This window comes from Streptococcus sp. SG2 (genome assembly GCF_030439925.1).
GTDB lineage: Bacteria > Bacillota > Bacilli > Lactobacillales > Streptococcaceae > Streptococcus > Streptococcus gordonii.
The window spans coordinates 634,880-653,923 of sequence record NZ_JAQFJD010000002.1; the positions used below are offsets into that span (position 1 = coordinate 634,880).

The 19,044-nt window shown below is 39.3% G+C and carries 18 protein-coding genes; 16 read left to right on the forward strand and 2 right to left on the reverse strand.

The window, feature by feature from the left end; translation table 11 throughout:
* The first annotated feature begins 50 nt into the window (after positions 1–50).
* The 13 genes from PCY09_RS06860 (at position 51) to PCY09_RS06920 (ending at position 14,479) form a co-directional block, all read left to right on the forward strand.
* Positions 51–1,658, forward strand: coding sequence for a ribonuclease Y (locus PCY09_RS06860; protein ID WP_045772969.1), 1,608 nt, complete (start codon positions 51–53; stop codon positions 1,656–1,658).
* 114 nt (positions 1,659–1,772) lie between these two features.
* The gene (gene gmk / locus PCY09_RS06865) at positions 1,773–2,399 is read left to right on the forward strand and encodes a guanylate kinase (RefSeq protein ID WP_045505966.1); all 627 of its coding nucleotides are present in this window, start codon (positions 1,773–1,775) and stop codon (positions 2,397–2,399) included.
* Between the two features lie 24 nt (positions 2,400–2,423).
* Entirely contained in the window at positions 2,424–2,738 is a 315-nt protein-coding gene (rpoZ, locus tag PCY09_RS06870) for a DNA-directed RNA polymerase subunit omega (RefSeq protein WP_008808589.1), read from the forward strand.
* Between the two features lie 120 nt (positions 2,739–2,858).
* Positions 2,859–5,240 carry a primosomal protein N' gene (locus PCY09_RS06875; RefSeq protein WP_125396924.1) on the forward strand — a complete coding sequence of 794 codons (2,382 nt, stop codon included), beginning with the start codon at positions 2,859–2,861 and terminating at the stop codon, positions 5,238–5,240.
* A gap of 12 nt (positions 5,241–5,252) precedes the next feature.
* Positions 5,253–6,188 carry a methionyl-tRNA formyltransferase gene (gene fmt / locus PCY09_RS06880; RefSeq protein WP_125396925.1) on the forward strand — a complete coding sequence of 312 codons (936 nt, stop codon included), beginning with the start codon at positions 5,253–5,255 and terminating at the stop codon, positions 6,186–6,188.
* Complete coding sequence (rsmB, locus tag PCY09_RS06885; protein ID WP_125396926.1) at positions 6,178–7,491, forward strand: 16S rRNA (cytosine(967)-C(5))-methyltransferase RsmB; 1,314 nt, start codon at positions 6,178–6,180, stop codon at positions 7,489–7,491. The genes fmt and rsmB overlap by 11 nt, the downstream gene beginning before the upstream one ends.
* A 20-nt stretch (positions 7,492–7,511) precedes the next feature.
* Positions 7,512–8,252, forward strand: a complete 741-nt coding sequence (locus tag PCY09_RS06890; protein ID WP_060553304.1) for a Stp1/IreP family PP2C-type Ser/Thr phosphatase — start codon at positions 7,512–7,514, stop codon at positions 8,250–8,252.
* On the forward strand, positions 8,249–10,102 hold the full coding sequence (pknB, locus tag PCY09_RS06895; RefSeq protein WP_125376984.1) for a Stk1 family PASTA domain-containing Ser/Thr kinase: 1,854 nt from the start codon (positions 8,249–8,251) through the stop codon (positions 10,100–10,102). The genes PCY09_RS06890 and pknB overlap by 4 nt, the downstream gene beginning before the upstream one ends.
* A gap of 172 nt (positions 10,103–10,274) precedes the next feature.
* Complete coding sequence (liaF, locus tag PCY09_RS06900; RefSeq protein WP_125376985.1) at positions 10,275–10,973, forward strand: cell wall-active antibiotics response protein LiaF; 699 nt, start codon at positions 10,275–10,277, stop codon at positions 10,971–10,973.
* Complete coding sequence (locus PCY09_RS06905) at positions 10,970–11,971, forward strand: sensor histidine kinase (protein ID WP_125376986.1); 1,002 nt, start codon at positions 10,970–10,972, stop codon at positions 11,969–11,971. Before liaF ends, PCY09_RS06905 begins: the two co-directional genes overlap by 4 nt.
* A 1-nt stretch (position 11,972) precedes the next feature.
* Entirely contained in the window at positions 11,973–12,605 is a 633-nt protein-coding gene (locus PCY09_RS06910; RefSeq protein ID WP_082307132.1) for a response regulator transcription factor, read from the forward strand.
* Positions 12,606–12,692: 87 nt separating this feature from the next.
* Complete coding sequence (locus PCY09_RS06915; RefSeq protein WP_125396927.1) at positions 12,693–14,096, forward strand: bifunctional Cof-type HAD-IIB family hydrolase/peptidylprolyl isomerase; 1,404 nt, start codon at positions 12,693–12,695, stop codon at positions 14,094–14,096.
* Positions 14,093–14,479, forward strand: a complete 387-nt coding sequence (locus PCY09_RS06920) for a S1 RNA-binding domain-containing protein (RefSeq protein ID WP_060552930.1) — start codon at positions 14,093–14,095, stop codon at positions 14,477–14,479. Before PCY09_RS06915 ends, PCY09_RS06920 begins: the two co-directional genes overlap by 4 nt.
* A 36-nt stretch (positions 14,480–14,515) precedes the next feature.
* Here PCY09_RS06920 and cysK read toward each other — a convergent pair whose 3' ends face one another.
* The gene (gene cysK / locus PCY09_RS06925) at positions 14,516–15,445 is read right to left on the reverse strand and encodes a cysteine synthase A (protein ID WP_008808600.1); all 930 of its coding nucleotides are present in this window, start codon (positions 15,443–15,445) and stop codon (positions 14,516–14,518) included.
* Between the two features lie 97 nt (positions 15,446–15,542).
* On the reverse strand, positions 15,543–16,175 hold the full coding sequence (locus PCY09_RS06930) for a YigZ family protein (RefSeq protein WP_125396929.1): 633 nt from the start codon (positions 16,173–16,175) through the stop codon (positions 15,543–15,545).
* A 55-nt stretch (positions 16,176–16,230) separates the two neighbouring features.
* Here PCY09_RS06930 and PCY09_RS06935 point away from each other — a divergent pair, with 55 nt between their 5' ends.
* The 3 genes from PCY09_RS06935 (at position 16,231) to raiA (ending at position 18,821) form a co-directional block, all read left to right on the forward strand.
* On the forward strand, positions 16,231–17,532 hold the full coding sequence (locus tag PCY09_RS06935) for a DEAD/DEAH box helicase (protein ID WP_125396930.1): 1,302 nt from the start codon (positions 16,231–16,233) through the stop codon (positions 17,530–17,532).
* Entirely contained in the window at positions 17,529–18,194 is a 666-nt protein-coding gene (locus tag PCY09_RS06940) for a ComF family protein (protein ID WP_061599615.1), read from the forward strand. The genes PCY09_RS06935 and PCY09_RS06940 overlap by 4 nt, the downstream gene beginning before the upstream one ends.
* 84 nt (positions 18,195–18,278) lie before the next feature.
* Positions 18,279–18,821, forward strand: a complete 543-nt coding sequence (gene raiA / locus PCY09_RS06945; RefSeq protein ID WP_012000104.1) for a ribosome-associated translation inhibitor RaiA — start codon at positions 18,279–18,281, stop codon at positions 18,819–18,821.
* Positions 18,822–19,044 lie beyond the last annotated feature (223 nt).

Consider the following 19,044-nt stretch of genomic DNA (forward strand, 5'->3'; position numbering starts at 1 on the left):
TAATTAAGAATTTTCGAATTCAATTTAAAATAAATTAATGAGGTAAAAACATGGAAATGATTTTCGCTCTTGTTTTTGCCGTCATCATTGGTTTAGTCATTGGATATGTAAGCATCTCGGCTCGAATGAAATCTTCAAAAGAAGCCGCGGAACTTACTCTTTTGAATGCTGAACAAGAAGCAACGAATTTACGCGGTCAGGCCGAGCGTGAAGCAGATATCATTTTGAAAGATGCAAAACGCGAGACTAATTCGCTTAAAAAAGAAGCACTTTTGGAGGCAAAAGAAGAAGCCAGAAAATATCGAGAAGAAGTTGAGGCAGAGTTTAAGTCTGAGCGTCAAGAGCTGAAACAAACAGAAAGTCGTTTGACAGAACGTGCAGCTAGCCTTGATCGAAAAGATGATAACTTGACCAACAAAGAGAAGTTGCTCGAGCAGAAAGAACAAAGTCTTTCAGATAAAACTAAATACATTGATGAGCGGGAAGAACAACTAGCTGAGCTTGAAAAACAAAAAGAAGCTGAACTAGAAAGAGTTGCTTCACTATCGCAGAACGAAGCACGTGATCTGATTCTTGCTCAAACAGAGGAAAAGCTAACCAAAGAAATTGCGATGCGTATTCGTGAGGCTGAACAAGAGGTTAAAGAACGCTCTGACAAGATGGCTAAAGATATCTTGGTTCAAGCCATGCAGCGGATTGCTGGTGATTATGTGGCTGAGCAGACCAACTCAACGGTCCACTTGCCTGATGATACGATGAAGGGACGGATTATCGGTCGTGAAGGACGCAATATCCGCACTTTTGAAAGTCTTACAGGAATTGATGTTATTATCGATGACACTCCAGACGTTGTAACCCTATCTGGATTTGATCCTGTTCGCCGTGAAATTGCTCGCATGACGATGGAAGCCCTCCTTAAAGATGGACGGATTCATCCAGCTCGTATTGAAGAGTTAGTCGAGAAGAACCGTTTGGAAATTGATAATCGTATTCGTGAATATGGGGAAGCAGCAGCCTATGAAATTGGAGCTCCAAACCTTCACCCTGATTTGATGAAGATCATGGGACGATTGCAATTCCGCACGTCTTATGGACAAAATGTCCTTCGTCATTCAATTGAAGTGGCGAAGTTAGCAGGAGTCATTGCTGGTGAACTTGGTGAAAATGCAACTCTGGCACGCCGGGCTGGTTTCCTTCACGATATCGGAAAAGCAATTGACCGAGAAGTGGAAGGAAGTCACGTTGAAATTGGTACCGAGCTCGCTCGTAAGTACAAGGAACATCCAGTTGTGGTCAACACCATTGCTAGCCACCATGGAGATGTAGAAGCTGAAAGCGTGATTGCAGTCATTGTTGCTGCAGCGGATGCGCTCAGCGCTGCTCGTCCGGGTGCTCGTAGCGAGTCACTAGAGAGCTATATTAAACGCTTGCATGACTTAGAAGAAATTGCGAATGAATTCGATGGTGTTAAGACAAGCTTTGCTTTGCAGGCGGGTCGTGAAATCCGCATCATGGTTCATCCTGAAAAAATCAAGGATGATAAGGTGACGATTTTGGCACATGATGTTCGTGAGAAGATTGAAAACAATCTGGAGTATCCAGGAAATATCAAGGTCACAGTTATTCGTGAATTGCGTGCCGTTGATTATGCTAAGTAGAGAAACAGCTTTCGAGCTGTTTTTTTCTTTCAGTAGCTTATAATCATCATAAAAAGCAGTTGAAATATCTGCTTTTTTTTGTTACACTAGGTAAAAGACTGTGAAGGAGACCAAATGACGGAACGTGGCTTGTTAATCGTTTTTTCTGGACCATCTGGTGTAGGAAAAGGAACGGTTAGACGTGAAATTTTTGAAAGCTCAGAAAATCAATTTCAATATTCTGTATCTATGACGACACGTCCGCAACGTCCAGGAGAAGTGGACGGTGTGGATTATTTCTTTAGAACTCGTGAAGAGTTTGAAGAGTTAATCCGTCAGGGTCAGATGTTGGAGTATGCTGAGTATGTCGGTAACTACTACGGGACGCCACTAACTTATGTCAACGAGACCTTGGATAAGGGAATCGATGTCTTCCTTGAAATTGAGGTGCAAGGTGCCTTGCAGGTCAAGAAAAAAGTTCCAGACGCTGTCTTTATTTTTTTGACACCTCCAGATTTGGAAGAATTACAAGACCGTTTGGTTGGTCGTGGCACAGACAGCGCAGACGTCATTGCTAAGCGCATTGAGAAAGCCAAGGAAGAAATTGCCCTCATGCGTGAGTATGACTATGCTATTGTCAATGATGAGGTCAGTCTAGCGGCCGAACGAGTTAAGCGAGTGATTGAGGCGGAGCATTTCCGTGTGGATCGCGTGATAGGCCACTATCAAGATATGGTGAAAAATTCTGCAACAGTAAGATAAAGATTAGAAATTAGGTAAAGAATTATGATGTTAAAACCGTCTATTGATACTTTGTTGGACAAGGTACCATCAAAATATTCATTAGTAATTTTGGAAGCAAAGCGTGCACACGAGCTTGAGGCTGGCGCTACACCGACTCAGGACTTTAAATCTGTCAAATCAACTCTTCGAGCTCTAGAAGAAATTGAGTCTGGAAATGTAACGATTCACCCAGATCCAGAAGGAAAACGTGAAGCTGTTCGTCGCCGTGCAGAAGAAGAGCGCTTGCGTAAGGAAGAAGAAGAGCGTAAAATTAAAGAACAAATCGCTAAAGAAAAAGAAGAAGGCGAAAAGATTTAAGATTGGGGGAACTCAATCTTCTTTTTTCTATTCCAGCTATTTTTTCGGTATAATAGAGAGACGTATATTTTTGCGCAAATAATTAGCAAATGCATAGAAGTGAGAAAGGAAGGTGAGGAAATGCTAGTTGCTAAAGTTATCGTAGATGTGCCCTTGATGCAGACTGACAAACCTTTCAGTTACGCAGTTCCTCAAGAGTTTTCTCAAACCTTGCAAGTCGGGATGAGGGTTCACGTTCCTTTTGGAAAGGCCAATCGTTTGATTCAAGGGATTGTTCTTGCTATTGAAGAGGAAGAGGGATTGAGATTAAAAGAACTTGTTGAAGTTCTTGATTTTAGTCCGGTTTTAAACGAAGAGCAACTCTGGCTGGCAGATGAGTTACGTAAAACAGTCTTCTCTTACAAAATTTCCATTTTAAAAGCCATGCTACCTAATTTTCTTAACTCTTCTTATGACAAGATTCTCTATCCGACGGAAGCTATGCCTTTAGAGGAGAGACAAGAAATTTTTGGTGAACAGACTAGTCTTCGTTTTTCTGATTTAGATAAGGAACGGCAAGCAACCTTTATGCGCTTGAGCCAATTAGGACGGATTCGTATGGAGTATCAGGCAACAGATCAAAAACGAATCAAAACAGAGAAATGGTATAAGGTAGATCATAATTCCTTAGTAGAAATGCCTATATCCAATCGTGCCAAAAGAAAGCAGGATTTAAAAGAGTATTTACTGAAGCAAAACGAAGTACAGTTGCTGGCAGATTTGCGGGAAAAATTTTCTAGAGAATTGGTTCAATATTTTATAAACCAAAATGCAATTGTTGTTGAGGAAAAAGAAGTCAGTCGAACAGCCAGCTATTTTGAGAAAGAGAGAAAGGACCAAGAATTACAGCTCAATAACGAGCAAGAGCGCGCTGTCGCTGCTATAACTGAGAAGATTGGCCAAGATGCGAAACCGATCTTGTTAGAAGGGATTACGGGAAGTGGCAAGACAGAGGTCTATCTTCAAGTAATTGAGCAAGTTTTACAAAAAGGGAAAACAGCTATCATGTTGGTCCCTGAAATCTCTCTGACCCCGCAGGTGACAGATCGTTTTATTGCCCGCTTTGGTCAGCAGGTGGCAATCCTTCATTCTGGTTTGTCTAATGGTGAAAAATATGACGAATGGCGTAAGGTAGAAAGAGGGGAAGCCCAGGTTGTGGTTGGCGCGCGCTCAGCTGTCTTTGCCCCTCTCAAAAATATTGGTGCAATTATTATTGATGAGGAGCATGAAGCTTCATACAAGCAGGATTCTAATCCGCGTTATCATGCTCGAGAAGTTGCGATTCTCCGAGCTCAGTATAATCGGGCGGTTTTAGTTCTGGGGTCAGCAACACCAAGTCTGGAAAGCAGAGCTAGGGCAGTAAAGGGGCGGTATCAGTTTTTAAGGCTGACTAAGCGAGCCAATCCTCTAGCCAAGGTTCCTCAAGTTGAAGTCATTGATTTTAGGGATTTTATTGGTCAAAATGAAGCCAAAAACTTTACCCCTCCACTTTTAGAGGCTATTCAAGAGCGCTTGGATAAAAGGGAGCAAGTTGTTCTCATGTTGAACCGCAGGGGTTATTCAAGTTTTATTATGTGCCGAGAATGCGGGACAGTAGACACTTGTCCAAACTGTGATATCTCTTTAACGCTCCATATGGATACCAAGACCATGAACTGCCATTATTGCGGTTTTATCAAAGATATTCCCTATGCCTGTCCAAACTGTTCCAGCAGGAGTATGCGCTATTATGGAACTGGGACGCAGAAAGCTTATGATGAGCTAAAAAAAGCCTTTCCAGATGCGCGGGTTTTGAGAATGGATGTGGATACGACTCGAAAAAAAGGTAGTCATGAAAAGATTTTAGAAGCTTTTGGGCGAGGTGAAGCGGATATCTTACTGGGAACCCAGATGATTGCTAAGGGCTTGGATTTTCCAAATGTAACCTTGGTCGGTGTGCTGAATGCTGATACGGCCCTGAATTTACCAGATTTTCGTTCTTCTGAGCGGACTTTCCAGCTTTTGACTCAAGTAGCTGGTCGAGCAGGCCGCGCTGAAAAGGAAGGCCAAGTTTTGATTCAGTCCTACAACCCCCACCACTATGCTATTGAGTATGCTAAAAAGCAAGATTATGAAGGCTTTTTTAACTATGAAATGAATATTCGCAGGCAACTTGGCTATCCGCCTTATTATTTTACAGTTGGTTTGACCTTATCTCACAAAGATGAAGAAATTTTAGTAAAAAAATCCTATCAAGTTTTGGATATTTTGAAGCAGGGTCTGTCTGACCAGGTTAAAATACTGGGGCCTACACCCAAGCCAATTGCCCGTACACATAATCTTTTTCATTATCAGATTTTAGTAAAATATCGTTTTGAAGATAATTTGCAAGAAACTTTAAATAAGATTTTGGAATGGACGCAGGAACGGGACAACAAGGACTTGCGTTTCAGCATTGATAACGAACCACAAAACTTTATGTAAAAGGAAATAAGTATGACAAAACTAATATTTATGGGTACGCCTGACTTTTCTGCTACAGTTTTAAAGGGATTGTTGGAAAGTGGCCAATATGAAATTTTGGCTGTGGTAACCCAGCCAGATCGAGCAGTAGGTCGAAAAAAAGAAATTAGAATGACGCCAGTGAAAGAAGTGGCTTTATCTTACGAGTTGCCAATCTATCAGCCAGAAAAATTATCAGGAAGTCCGGAAATGGAAGCTATTATGAATCTAGGGGCAGACGGAATTGTAACTGCAGCATTTGGACAGTTCCTTCCAAGTAAACTCCTTGATAGCATGGACTTTGCAGTCAACGTTCACGCTTCCCTCCTTCCCAAACATCGTGGTGGCGCCCCAATTCATTATGCCTTGATTCAAGGTGATGAGGAAGCTGGTGTGACTATTATGGAGATGGTTAAGGAGATGGATGCAGGAGATATGATTTCCCGCCGAAGTATTCCAATCACTGATGAGGATAATGTTGGCACTTTGTTTGAGAAATTAGCCATTGTTGGTCGAGATTTGCTTTTGGACACATTACCGGCTTATCTTGCTGGCGACATTCAGCCTGAAGCTCAAGATCCAAGTCAGGTTACGTTCTCACCAAATATCAGGCCAGAAGAAGAAAGACTGGATTGGACCAAGACCAACCGTCAACTCTTTAATCAGATACGCGGGATGAATCCTTGGCCTGTAGCTCATACTCTATGGCAGGGCGGAAGATTTAAAATTTATGAAGCAGAATTAGCAGATGGAGATGGTCAGCCAGGAGAGATTTTAGAGATTGGGAAAAGGCAGCTACTTGTTGCAACTGGAGAAGGGGCACTCTCCCTTAAGACAGTTCAGCCAGCTGGAAAACCCAAAATGACTATCTCAGATTTTTTGAATGGTGCTGGTCGAAACTTAGCGGTAGGAGATAAGTTTGGAAACTAGAAAAAAAAGTGCGCGTCAGGTATCCTTAGAGATATTAGAAGACGTGTTTGATAAAGGAGCTTTTTCCAATATTGCTCTTAATAAGACTCTCAAGAAGGTTCAGCTTTCCCAGTCAGATAAGAGCCTGGTAACTGAAATTGTCTATGGAACGGTTGCTCGTAAGTTGACCCTTGAGTGGTATCTGTCTCATCTAATTGAAGACCGGGATAAACTAGACTCTTGGCTCTATATTCTCTTACTCTTGAGTCTTTATCAAATGCTGTATTTGGATAAGATTCCAAATCACGCTCTTATTCATGAAGCTGTTGAACTAGCTAAAAAACGAAAGCTAGGAAGCGATAAGTTTGTTAATGCTATTTTGCGTCGGATAGAGCGTGAAGGTGTAGCTGATGTTGGAACGATTAAACGGAAGAACAAGCGCTATTCTATCCAATATTCGACGCCAGTATGGCTAGTTAAGGCTTTGATAGAAGAGTATGGCGAAGAACGTGCCCTGGCCATTTTAGCAAGTCTTTTTGAGCGGAATAAAGCCAGTATTCGTGTGACAGACTTGGCTCGTAAAGAAGAACTAAAAGGACTTTTACAGGCAGAAGATTCTCTCTTAGCTCCGTCTGCTTTGGTTAAAAATCAAGGCCACTTTGCTGGTCATGAATTGTTTATGTCTGGCCTAATTACGATTCAGGATGAATCTAGTCAGTTGGTGGCACCAACTTTAGGTATTGAAGGAGATGAAAGAATCTTAGATGCTTGCAGTGCGCCTGGTGGAAAGACTCTTCATATGGCTTCATATTTGAATACTGGGGAAATCATAGCCCTAGACTTGTATGATCATAAGCTTCAATTGATCGAAGAAGCAGCTACTCGGTTGGGCCTCACTGACAAAGTTCAAACGAAAAAGCTTGATGCTAGAGAAGTCTATCAGAAATTCGGTAAGGATGCCTTCGATAAGATTTTAGTAGATGCACCATGTTCTGGAATTGGTCTCTTACGGCGAAAACCGGATATCAAATATAACAAAGAAAATGCAGATTTTCTCTCTTTACAAAAAATTCAGCTAGAGATACTAGATAGTGTTTGTAAAAGTTTGAGAAAAGGTGGTATAATAACTTATAGTACCTGCACTATTTTTTCACAAGAAAATAGTCAAGTAGTTTCTAAATTTTTAGAGAAACATCCTAACTTTGAGCAGGTAAACTTAAAACATGAAAGAAAAGATATTCTAAAAGATGGGTGTATTATAATTACTCCCGAATTATATGGAAGCGATGGCTTTTTTATCAGTCAGTTTAGGAGAATATCTTGAAAGAGGAGGATACTAACAGAATGGAAATAGCATTATTAACAGATGTTGGTAAAAAACGTACAAACAATCAAGACTTTGTAAATCATTTTGTAAATCGTTCTGGGATGCCTTTGATTGTCCTAGCAGACGGTATGGGCGGTCACCGTGCTGGAAATATTGCAAGTGAAATGGCCGTGACAGACTTGGGTGCTGCTTGGGTCGATACGCAGATTGATTCTGTCAATGGTGTGAGAGATTGGTTTGCTGAGCACTTAGAAGCAGAAAATAAAAAGATTCATGAAGTTGGACAATCAGACGAGTACAAGGGAATGGGAACGACACTTGAGGCCATTGCGATTATTGGCAATCAAGCAATTTATGCTCACATAGGGGATTCCCGTATCGGCTTGGTCCGTGGAGAAGAGTACAAACAACTAACAAGTGACCATTCTTTAGTCAATGCTCTTTTGAAAGCTGGTCAGATTACAGCTGAAGAAGCTGAACGTCATCCCCAACGAAATATCATTACCCAATCAATCGGACAAAAAGATGAAATTCAGCCTGATTTTGGAATAATCACTTTAGAAGAGGGCGACTATATCGTGATTAACAGTGATGGTTTATCAAATATGGTAGCCGGAAGTGAAATCTATGATATTCTAAAAAGTGGTCTTACTTTGCCAGAAAAAGCTCAAACTTTAATTCGCTTTGCCAATAATGCAGGAGGTCTGGACAATATTACAGTAGCTCTTGTGTACTTTGACAAGGAGGAAGAAGCATGATTCAAATCGGCAAAATTTTTGCCGGGCGATATAAAATCATCAAACAAATTGGCCGAGGTGGGATGGCAGATGTCTATCTTGCCAAGGATTTGATTTTAGATGGTGAAGAAGTGGCGGTTAAGGTTCTTAGAACCAATTACCAGACGGATCCTATCGCTGTTGCACGTTTCCAACGAGAAGCGCGTGCCATGGCGGATTTGGACCATCCACATATCGTTCGTGTCACCGATATTGGTGAAGAAGACGGCCAGCAATATTTGGCTATGGAATATGTAGCTGGCTTGGATCTCAAACGATACATTAAAGAGCACGCTCCTTTGTCGAACGAGGAAGCCGTTCGAATTATGGGACAAATTCTTTTAGCTATGCGCTTGGCACATGCTCGTGGGATTGTTCACCGAGATTTGAAACCGCAAAACGTTCTCCTGACTCCAGATGGAAATGCTAAGGTAACGGACTTTGGGATTGCGGTTGCCTTTGCAGAAACAAGTTTGACCCAAACAAATTCCATGCTTGGTAGTGTCCATTATTTGTCTCCTGAGCAGGCGCGTGGTTCGAAAGCAACTTTCCAAAGCGATATTTATGCGATGGGGATCATCTTTTATGAGATGCTGACTGGTCATATTCCTTATGATGGGGATAGTGCAGTGACGATCGCTCTACAACATTTCCAAAAACCATTGCCGTCCATTATTGCTGAAAACGCCAATGTTCCGCAGTCTTTGGAAAATGTTATTATTAAGGCTACTGCTAAAAAGCTGACAGACCGGTATCAAAGTGTTTCGGATATGTATGTAGATCTGTCTAGCTGCCTGTCACCTGAACGACGGAATGAAAAGAAACTGATGTTTGATGACGCGGTAAAAGCGGATACTAAAACACTTCCGAAGATTCCACAAGTCACACCTCCTGTAGCTTCTAGAGTAAATAATGATCCAGCTACAGATGTTGAACAGAAAGTCCCTCAAGTTGCACCGCCAACAAAACCTAAGAAAAAGCGTCATTTGAGAGCGAGATACAAAGTTTTGTTAGCTGCAGTATTTCTTGTCATTGCTGCTTTTCTAGCTTTGCTCTATCTAACACCATCTAATAAGCAGGTTCCAGATGTTACTGGCAAGACAGTTGCTGAAGCTAGAGAAGCGATTGAAAAAGTCAATTTAAAAGTTGGCGAAGAAATAGAAGAGAATAGTGATGAAGTAGCTTCTGGAATGATTATTCGAACAGATCCAGTGGCAGGGACTCAGAGAAAGGAAGGCAGTACGGTTAATTTAGTTGTTTCTAAGGGAGCTAAAACGCTGATCATGGAAGACTATACTGGTCAAACTACTGCCCAAGCTGTTGAGAGACTCACTGATGTTCTAAAAGTTCCAAAAAACAATATTAAAGTTGAAGAAGTTGAAACAAACGATGCAGAAGAAGGAACAATTTTTGAACAGACACCAGCTGCGGGAGCTACCTATGATCTCACTTCAAATACGAAGATTGTTTTAAAAGTAGCCAAAGCAGTATCAACGATTGAAATGCCAAACTTTGGTAGCCTTCAATATACTTATGCAAACGCTCGGAATTATCTGATTTCTCTAGGAATTCCATCTAGTAACATTGAAAGAGTCGTGGATCGTTCAGTTGTGTCGAGTCAATCTGATTTGGTGACATCACAATCTCCAGCAACTGGACCAGTTAATCCTAAGAAGGTAAAAGTAACCTTATATGTAACTGAAGCAACTACTCAAAGTTCAAGTTCTAGCTCAAGTTCGAATTCTAACTCCTCATCAAGTAGTAAGAATACGTCATCGTCAAGTTCTTCAGAGGATGAAACTTCAGCATCAAGTTCGACACATGGTGATTAAAAAAGCAACCTCCTTGGTTGCTTTTCTTATGGCCTACTTCTGAAAGTTGAGATTTTCTGGAATAAATAAGGATTGAGCTGAGGTCTGGAAATTTAGGATTCATGCTCAGGTCTGAGGAAAAAATAGTAAAATTTGATACAATAGAAATAGAAAAGTAGAAAGGATAAGTACGATGAGAAAGATTCAGTTTTTTGTGTTAATTGAAGCAATTTTACTGACAATGGCTTTTATTACGGTTGTTGCAGGCGATTTTTCTCGACTTGTCCTTCTCTCAATTTTGTTTTTGCTCTTTCTCTATTATTATTTTGGCAGGCAAAGAGGTAACTTTTTCCTAGTTACAGCTTCCATTCTCTTTTTTCTTATTATTATGCTCAATCCATTTGTCATTGCAGCAGTTCTATTTGCTGTTGTTTATGGTCTGATTGTTGCTTCGCCCTATATATACAGAGAAAATGAAGCGACACATCTAGTTTTTGAGCAAGATACAGTTGTAAAAAAAGAGAAAAATCGTTGGCTTGGGGATATACATCATTTTTCCTCCCACGATAGTTGCCGATTTGACGATATTAACCTTTTTCGAATGGTAGGGAAAGATACTATTCATCTGGAAGAGGTAATTTTAACCAATCATGATAATGTCATTATCTTGCGAAAAGGGATTGGCGATACAAAAATTATTGTTCCAGTTGATGTGGCAGTCAGTTTAAAGGTTAATAGCTTATATGGGGAACTCTCCTTTTTAGGACAGACTGTTCGAGAATTGAGAAATGAAAGTATTTCTCTGACTACGCCAGATTTTGACAGAGCCAATAAAAGCATTAAAATTGTCATTGCCAGTCTTATTGGAAATGTTGAGGTCGTTCGCAAATGAGGAAATCTTATTATTTTATACTCTTCTTTTATTCCTTTCTTGTTTTGGCCGTTATCGTTCAATATGTCTTCAGCCTTTTCGCTTTTCAATGGCAAACAGTTCTGGAAAATTTTGAAACACTACAAAAATTTATCTTCTTCATTTTCTTTTTAGCTCTGTCCTTGACTATATTACTCTTGCTGATTATGAAGTTTGTACAGATTGTAACCCTAACATCTATCAGAAGAAATATTCGAAATATTCTAGATAGCCAAGAAGTTGAGAAAAGTAATCAGGAAGATATTGATTACGGATTTGAAAAAATTGCTGCTAAAATGGCTTTGTTAACAGAAAATCTGCAGAAATCTGAAAATCAAGTTCTTCAAAATGAAGAGGTGATTATTGAGAAAGAACGTCGCCGTATCGCTAGAGATCTCCATGATACGGTTAGTCAGGAGCTTTTTGCAGCGAATATGATTCTATCTGGTGTCTCAGGTCAACTGGGAACTTTGGAAAAAGAAGCGGTAGAGCAGCAATTAAAAGGAGTGTCTTCCATTTTGGATACTGCCCAAAAAGATTTGCGAATCTTGCTACTACATCTTCGGCCTACAGAATTAGAAGGTCGAAGTTTGGTCGAAGGTTTGGAAGTGATCTTGAAAGAGTTAGTTGATAAGAGTGAGATCGAAGTCAACTTTGAACATAGAGTTGATTCCATCCCTAGACAGATTGAAGAACATATCTTTCGAATTGCGCAAGAGATTATTAGCAATACACTTCGACATGCCAAGGCTAGTCGTTTAGACGTCTACTTATATCAGAGCAGACACGAAGTTCAACTGAAAATGGCTGATAATGGTATTGGTTTTCACAGAGAAAAGCTAGACGAAATAAGTTATGGTCTGAAAAATATTGAAGAGAGAGTTCATGATATGGCAGGAGAAATTCAGATTTTGACTGCTCCTAAACAAGGGGTTTCAATCGATATTCGAGTACCTTTACTAGATAGAAATGAGAATTAGTATGAAAATTTTATTAGTAGATGATCACGAAATGGTTCGTTTGGGCTTAAAAAGCTACCTAGACTTACAAGCAGATGTTGAAGTGGTGGCAGAAAGTTCTAATGGCCGTGAGGGAGTTGAGCAGGCTTTGGAGCTGAGACCAGATGTCATCATCATGGATATTGTTATGCCAGAGATGAATGGTATCGAGGCTACTATGGCTATTCTAGAAACTTGGCCAGAGGCAAAAATTTTGATTTTGACTTCCTACTTGGATAATGAAAAGATTTATCCTGTTCTGGATGCTGGAGCTAAAGGTTACATGCTGAAGACATCTAGTGCAGATGAGATCTTACATGCTGTCCGAAAAGTAGCTAGAGGAGAAATTGCGATTGAAACAGAAGTCAGTAAAAAAGTTCAGTACCATCGCAATCACATTGAATTACATGATGATTTAACCGCTCGAGAACGAGATATTTTGGGGCTTCTAGCCAAGGGATATGAAAATCAACGCATTGCAGATGAGCTTTTTATTTCTCTGAAAACAGTAAAAACTCATGTTTCTAATATCTTGTCAAAATTGGAAGTGAGTGACCGGACTCAAGCGGTTGTTTATGCCTTTCAGCATCACTTAGTCCCTCAGGAAGACTTCTGATAAGGAAGAAAAAGTCTTCCGATTTTGAGAGCAGTCCTCTGGTCGTATTTATGGTATAATGGGAACATCGCAAATAAAGAGGGATATATGGACGCAAAATTAAAATACAAGGCTAAGAAAATTAAAATTGTTTTCTTTGACATTGATGATACTTTGAGGGTGAAAGATACAGGTTATATGCCGGCGAGTATCCAACAAGTATTTAAGACTCTGAAAGAAAAAGGTATCCTGGTAGGGATCGCTTCAGGTCGTGGGATTTTTGGTGTGGTGCCCGAGATTCGTGAACTAAAACCTGACTTTTTTGTGACCCTAAACGGTGCTTATGTAGAAGATAAAAAAGGACAAGTCGTTAGTGAGCAAGCAATTCCCCAAAATATAGTAGAGAAGTACATTGCTTGGACTAAGGAAGTTGGGATTGAATACGGGCTTGTTGGCAGTCATGGAGCCGCTCTTTCGGCTCGCAGTCCAATGATTAATCAAGCCATTGATGTTGTTTACCAGGATTTACCTGTCGATCCTGACTTTTACCAGTCAGAAAAGATTTATCAAATGTGGACTTTTGAGGATCAAGGAGATAGTTTACAGCTACCCGCAGATTTATCAGGAGATTTACGTTTGGTTCGTTGGCACCCGAATTCCTCAGATGTCGTTTCGATTGCTGGTTCCAAGGCGACAGGAGTCCAAAAGGTTATAGAAAAACTTGGTTTAAAACCAGAAAATCTCTTGGTTTTCGGTGATGAGTTGAATGACCTAGAGTTATTTGACTATGCTGGCATGAGTATTGCTATGGGGCACTCGCATCCAAAAATTATTGAAAAAGCAGATTATATTACAAAAACAGTAGAAGAAGATGGCATCTTTGATGCTTTGGAGAAATTAGGTATGGTAGAAAAAGAATTAAACTTTCCACAAGTGGAAATGGAAAAAAACAAAGGTCCTTTTGCAACAATCAAGACAAATCTAGGTGATATGAAATTGGTCTTGTTCCCAGAACAAGCTCCTAAAACGGTAGCTAACTTTATCGCTTTGTCAAAAGACGGCTATTACGATGGTGTCATTTTCCATCGTATTATTCAAGATTTCATGATTCAAGGGGGAGATCCCACAGGAACAGGAATGGGTGGCGAATCGATTTATGGGAAAAGATTTGAAGACGAGTTTTCACCAGAATTGTATAATATTCGTGGTGCTCTCTCTATGGCCAATGCTGGACCTAATACCAATGGAAGTCAGTTCTTCATTGTACAAAATTCTAATCTACCATACTCGGCAAAAGAATTGAGTCGTGGGGGATGGCCGGAACCTATCGCAGAGATCTATGCAACTAAAGGTGGTACACCACACTTAGATCGACGTCATACCGTGTTTGGTCAGTTACTAGATGAACAGTCTTATCAAGTTTTGGATAAGATTGCTCAAGTAGAGACTGGAGCGATGGATAGACCAGTGGAAGATGTAGTTATCGAGACAATTGAGGTTGAAGACGAATGAAGATTGGCGATAAATTAAGGGGGACCATTACAGGAATCCAACCTTATGGTGCCTTTGTTGAACTTGAATCTGGTATTACCGGATTGATTCATATATCTGAGATTAAAACAGGATACATAGAAAATATTCATGATCTTCTAGCTATAGGGGATTCTGTGCAAGTGCAAGTCCTTGATTTCGATGAATATACTAAGAAGGCTAGCCTATCAATGAGAACTTTGGAAGAAGAAAAACATCGCCTACCTAAGCGTCATCGCTTTTCGAATGACCGTCATAAGTTTGGCTTTGCACCTCTTGCTAAGAGTATTCCGACTTGGACTGAAGAAGCCCTTCAATTTTTATCTCAGCAAAAAGACGAAAAAGAAAATCATCCTGAATGTTAGGATGATTTTCTTTTATCTGTCATATCGTTTGTAAAATTATTTGTCAAACTCATATAAAGCAGTTGACAAATAGCGTTCACCATTATCTGGAGCAAGAGCAAGGACTTTTTTACCTTGTCCAAGTTTTTTAGCAACTTCAATTGCTGCATAAATTGCTGCTGCAGATGAAATACCAACAAGGAAACCTTCTTTGCCACCAATATGACGGCCAAAGTCTAAAGCCTGTTCAGAAGTAACTCGCACAATTTTATCATAGCCATCAGTATCAAGGGTTTCAGGGATAAAGCCGGCAGAAAGGCCTTGGATTTTATGTGGTCCAGGTTTTTCACCAGATAGAACAGCAGACTCGTCTGCTTCAACCGCATAAATCTCGATTGCAGGATTTGCTTTTTTAAGAGTATGGGAGACTCCTGAAATAGTTCCTCCTGTTCCAACTCCACCAACAAAAGCATCCAATCCAGTGTCGCCAAAGGCTGCTAGAATTTCTACGCCAGTAGTTCTTTCATGTACTTCAGGATTTGCAGGATTATTAAATTGAAGTGGCAACCATGCATTTCTTTCCTCAGCAATTTCCTCTGCTTTTGCAATAGCTCCCTTCATTCCTTCGCTTCCTGGAGTCAAGACTAACTCAGCTCCGTAAGCTTGGATGATTTTACGACGCTCAACACTCATCGTTTCTGGCATGACAATGACAACCTTATAGCCTTTAGCTGCTCCAACCCAAGATAAACCAATTCCAGTGTTTCCGCTGGTTGCTTCGACGATAGTTGATCCAGGTTTAAGAAGACCATCACGCTCTGCTGCCTCAATCATGCTAAGAGCGATACGATCTTTGACAGAAGATCCAGGATTAAAGGCTTCTAACTTCACGTATACATCAGCTGCACCATCAGGAACCAAATGATTTAGTTTGACAATGGGAGTATTTCCGATTAGTTCGGTAATATTATTATAAATTTTAGACATAACTACACCTCATGAAATAGAATTAAGAAAAGTATAAAATGAAAATTGGAATTTGTAAAATATAAAAAAGCTATGGCTATCATAGCTTTTTTTTATATCAAGAAATAATAGGAACTTCCACTTGTCGAATTCCTTGGTTGTTTAACTGAACTTTACCATTGAAAAATTCGATCAGGTCTTCCTCGATTCTATTTTGATCTTCTTTATTCACAAAAATAGTAGTAGCTACAGAATCCGTAAACTCGGTATCAAACTCCATTAGGTTTTCAGATTTTAAAAAATTACCATACTCTTGGTACTGACTATAGGACAACTGAAGCCTTAGTCCCACTTGCTCTTTAATTTCTACCAGTCCAATTTCTTTAACTGCTAGAGCAACGCTTCCTGCATAAGCTCGAATCAATCCGCCCGCACCTAGTTTAATCCCACCGAAATACCGAGTTACGACAACACAAAGATTGGTTAACTGATGGCTTTCCAAAACTCCCAGCATGGGGATACCGGCAGTACCACTTGGTTCACCATCATCACTAGTTCTCTTTATTTCGCTTTTTTCTCCCAAAATAAAGGCAGAACAGTTATGGGTGGCTTTGTAGTGTTCTTTTTTTATAGAGTTTATAAAATCTCTAGCTTCTTCTTCGGTTTCTACCCGCTTTACATGACAGATAAAACGAGATTTTTTGATTTCCTCTTCAACTCGACCATTTTCTTTAATTGTTTTAAATTCCATGATTTCATTGTACAAAAAAACAAGGATTTTTCCAAGAAAATACGAATAAAAAGATATGTTAGAATTGCAAGATTGTCTCGGTCGAATTTTTACTAAAGAACAGTTACCTACTGAACTTTTGAAGATAGCTCAAAGACTACCATCAGTTTTTGAAAAAAAAGGAGAACTCTTTTGTTCTCGCTGCCACAGTCAAATTGATAAGGAAAGAAATTTATTACCAATTGGTGCATATTATTGTAGAGAATGCATTCTTCTAGGGAGAGTACGTAGTGACGAAGATCTTTATTATTTTTCTCAAGAATCTTTTCCTATAATATCGAGTTTGAAATGGCTCGGCCAATTGACAGAATATCAGGAAAGAGTTTCTAAGGGATTACTTGAAGGAGTACAAAGTAAACAGGATACTTTAGTCCACGCTGTAACTGGAGCAGGAAAAACGGAAATGATCTATCAAGTGGTTGCTCGGGTGTTAGATCAAGGAGGGGCTGTCTGTATAGCTAGTCCTCGGATAGATGTCTGTTTGGAACTGTACCGACGTTTAAAAGGAGATTTCTTCTGTGATATTTCCCTTTTGCATGGGGAGTCCGACCCCTATTCACGGAGTCCCCTAGTGATTGCAACAACTCATCAATTATTAAAATTTTACCAAGCATTTGATCTACTCATTGTTGACGAGGTGGATGCCTTCCCTTATGTAGATAATCCTGTGCTTTATCATGCAGTCGAGCAAGCAGTAAAAAATGAAGGAACTACAATATTCCTAACGGCTACGTCAACTGATGAGCTTGATAAAAAAGTCCAAAAAGGAATTTTGAAAAGATTAAGTTTGCCAAGACGCTTTCATGGAAATCCCTTGATTATCCCACAAAAAGTATGGCTTTCTGGTCTAAATAAAGACCTCCAAAGAGAAAAACTACCAGCCAAGTTAGTCAAGTATCTGAGAAAACAAAGAAAAACAAAATTCCCACTCTTAATTTTTGCTTCAGAAATTAAAAAAGGGCAGGAGATAAAGCAAGTCTTACAAAAATATTTTCCAGAAGAAAATGTAGGTTTTGTAGCCTCTACAACGGAAAATAGATTAGAAATAGTGCAAGATTTTCGAGATAAAAAGATAAGTATATTAGTAACAACTACAATTTTAGAAAGAGGGGTTACTTTTCCCTGTGTAGATGTAATTGTTTTAGAAGCTAACCATCGTCTCTTTACAAGGAGTGCTTTAGTACAAATTGGCGGGCGAGTAGGAAGAAGTATGGAACGACCGACAGGTGACTTGCTATTTTTCCATGATGGCACTAATATACAGATAGAAAAAGCAATCAATGAGATTAAAGCAATGAATAGAGAGGCCGGATTATGAGACAATGTCTACTCTGCTTATCCCTATTAGAAGAGCAGTTAAATTTTATAGATTTATTACAATTAAAAAGAAAAGAAAATGACGTTTGTCAAGAATGCTTAAATACCTTCGAAGAAATTCCAAAAGAACATTGTCAAAGCTGTTATAAAGCTGGGGACAAAAATTTGTGTCAAGATTGTCAGTACTGGCAGGAAAGAGGGTTAGAAGTGGCTCATAAAAGTTTGTACACTTATAATAAGGCTATGAAAGACTATTTTAGTCGTTACAAATTTCAAGGAGATTACCTATTAAGAAATGTGTTTGCCTTAAGTATAAGAAGAGAATTAAAAAAATACCAAAGTTACACAATTTTAAGCCTTCCTTTAAGTGAAAGTAAGATGAAAACGAGAGGCTTCAATCAAGTGTCTGGATTGCTTGAAGCTGCACAGATACCTTACCAAGAACTATTAAAGAAAAAAGAAAGCCAGACTCAGTCAAGTAAAGACAGAAAAGAGAGATTAGAAAACACAGGTAACTTTTACATGATTGAAAATACGAAAATCCCGAAAAAAATTTTACTTGTAGATGACATCTATACAACAGGTGCAACCTTACAGGATGCAAAAATGACATTATTTGAAAACGGAGCGAAAGAAATCATGACATTTTCACTAGCGAGATAAGAAAAAAATTTGCAAAAACATAATGAAAGCGTTATAATTAATATATAAAAAGAAAAATTTTATGTTTAGAAAGAAGGTACTTATATGATTAAATATAGTATCCGTGGTGAAAACCTTGAAGTAACAGAAGCAATCCGTGATTACGTAGTTTCTAAACTGGAAAAGATTGAAAAATACTTCCAAGCTGATCAAGAACTTGATGCACGTGTAAATCTTAAAGTCTACCGTGAAAAAACGGCTAAGGTTGAGGTGACAATTCCGCTTGGTTCAATAACTCTTCGCGCTGAAGATATCTCACAAGATATGTATGGCTCAATTGACCTAGTAGTTGATAAAATTGAACGCCAAATTCGCAAAAATAAAACTAAAATTGAAAGAAAAAATAGAACTAAAGTTTCAACAAGTCAAATCTTTACAGATGCAGTAGTAGAAGAAGTTGATGAAGCACCTGCAAAAGTTGTTCGTTCAAAACACATTGATTTGAAACCGATGGATTTAGAAGAAGCACTTCTTCAAATGGAGTTGCTGGGACATGATTTCTTCATTTATACGGATGTAGATGATAACACAACAAATGTCATCTACCGTCGAGAAGATGGAGATCTTGGTTTACTTGAGGTAAAATAATGAGTTTTAGAAAAGCTGGACCACTGTCCAGCTTTTTGATTATATAATATTAAACAAAGGCTTAAAAAAATAATTTTTTAAAAAAGTTAAAAAAAGTTCAAAAAAGTAGTTGACAGTTTAGCGAGTAGATGATATACTAAGATAGTTGTCTCCGAGGGAGGCAAAGACCTTTGAAAACTGAACAAGACGAACCAAGTGCAGGGTGACATAGAGATATGTGACC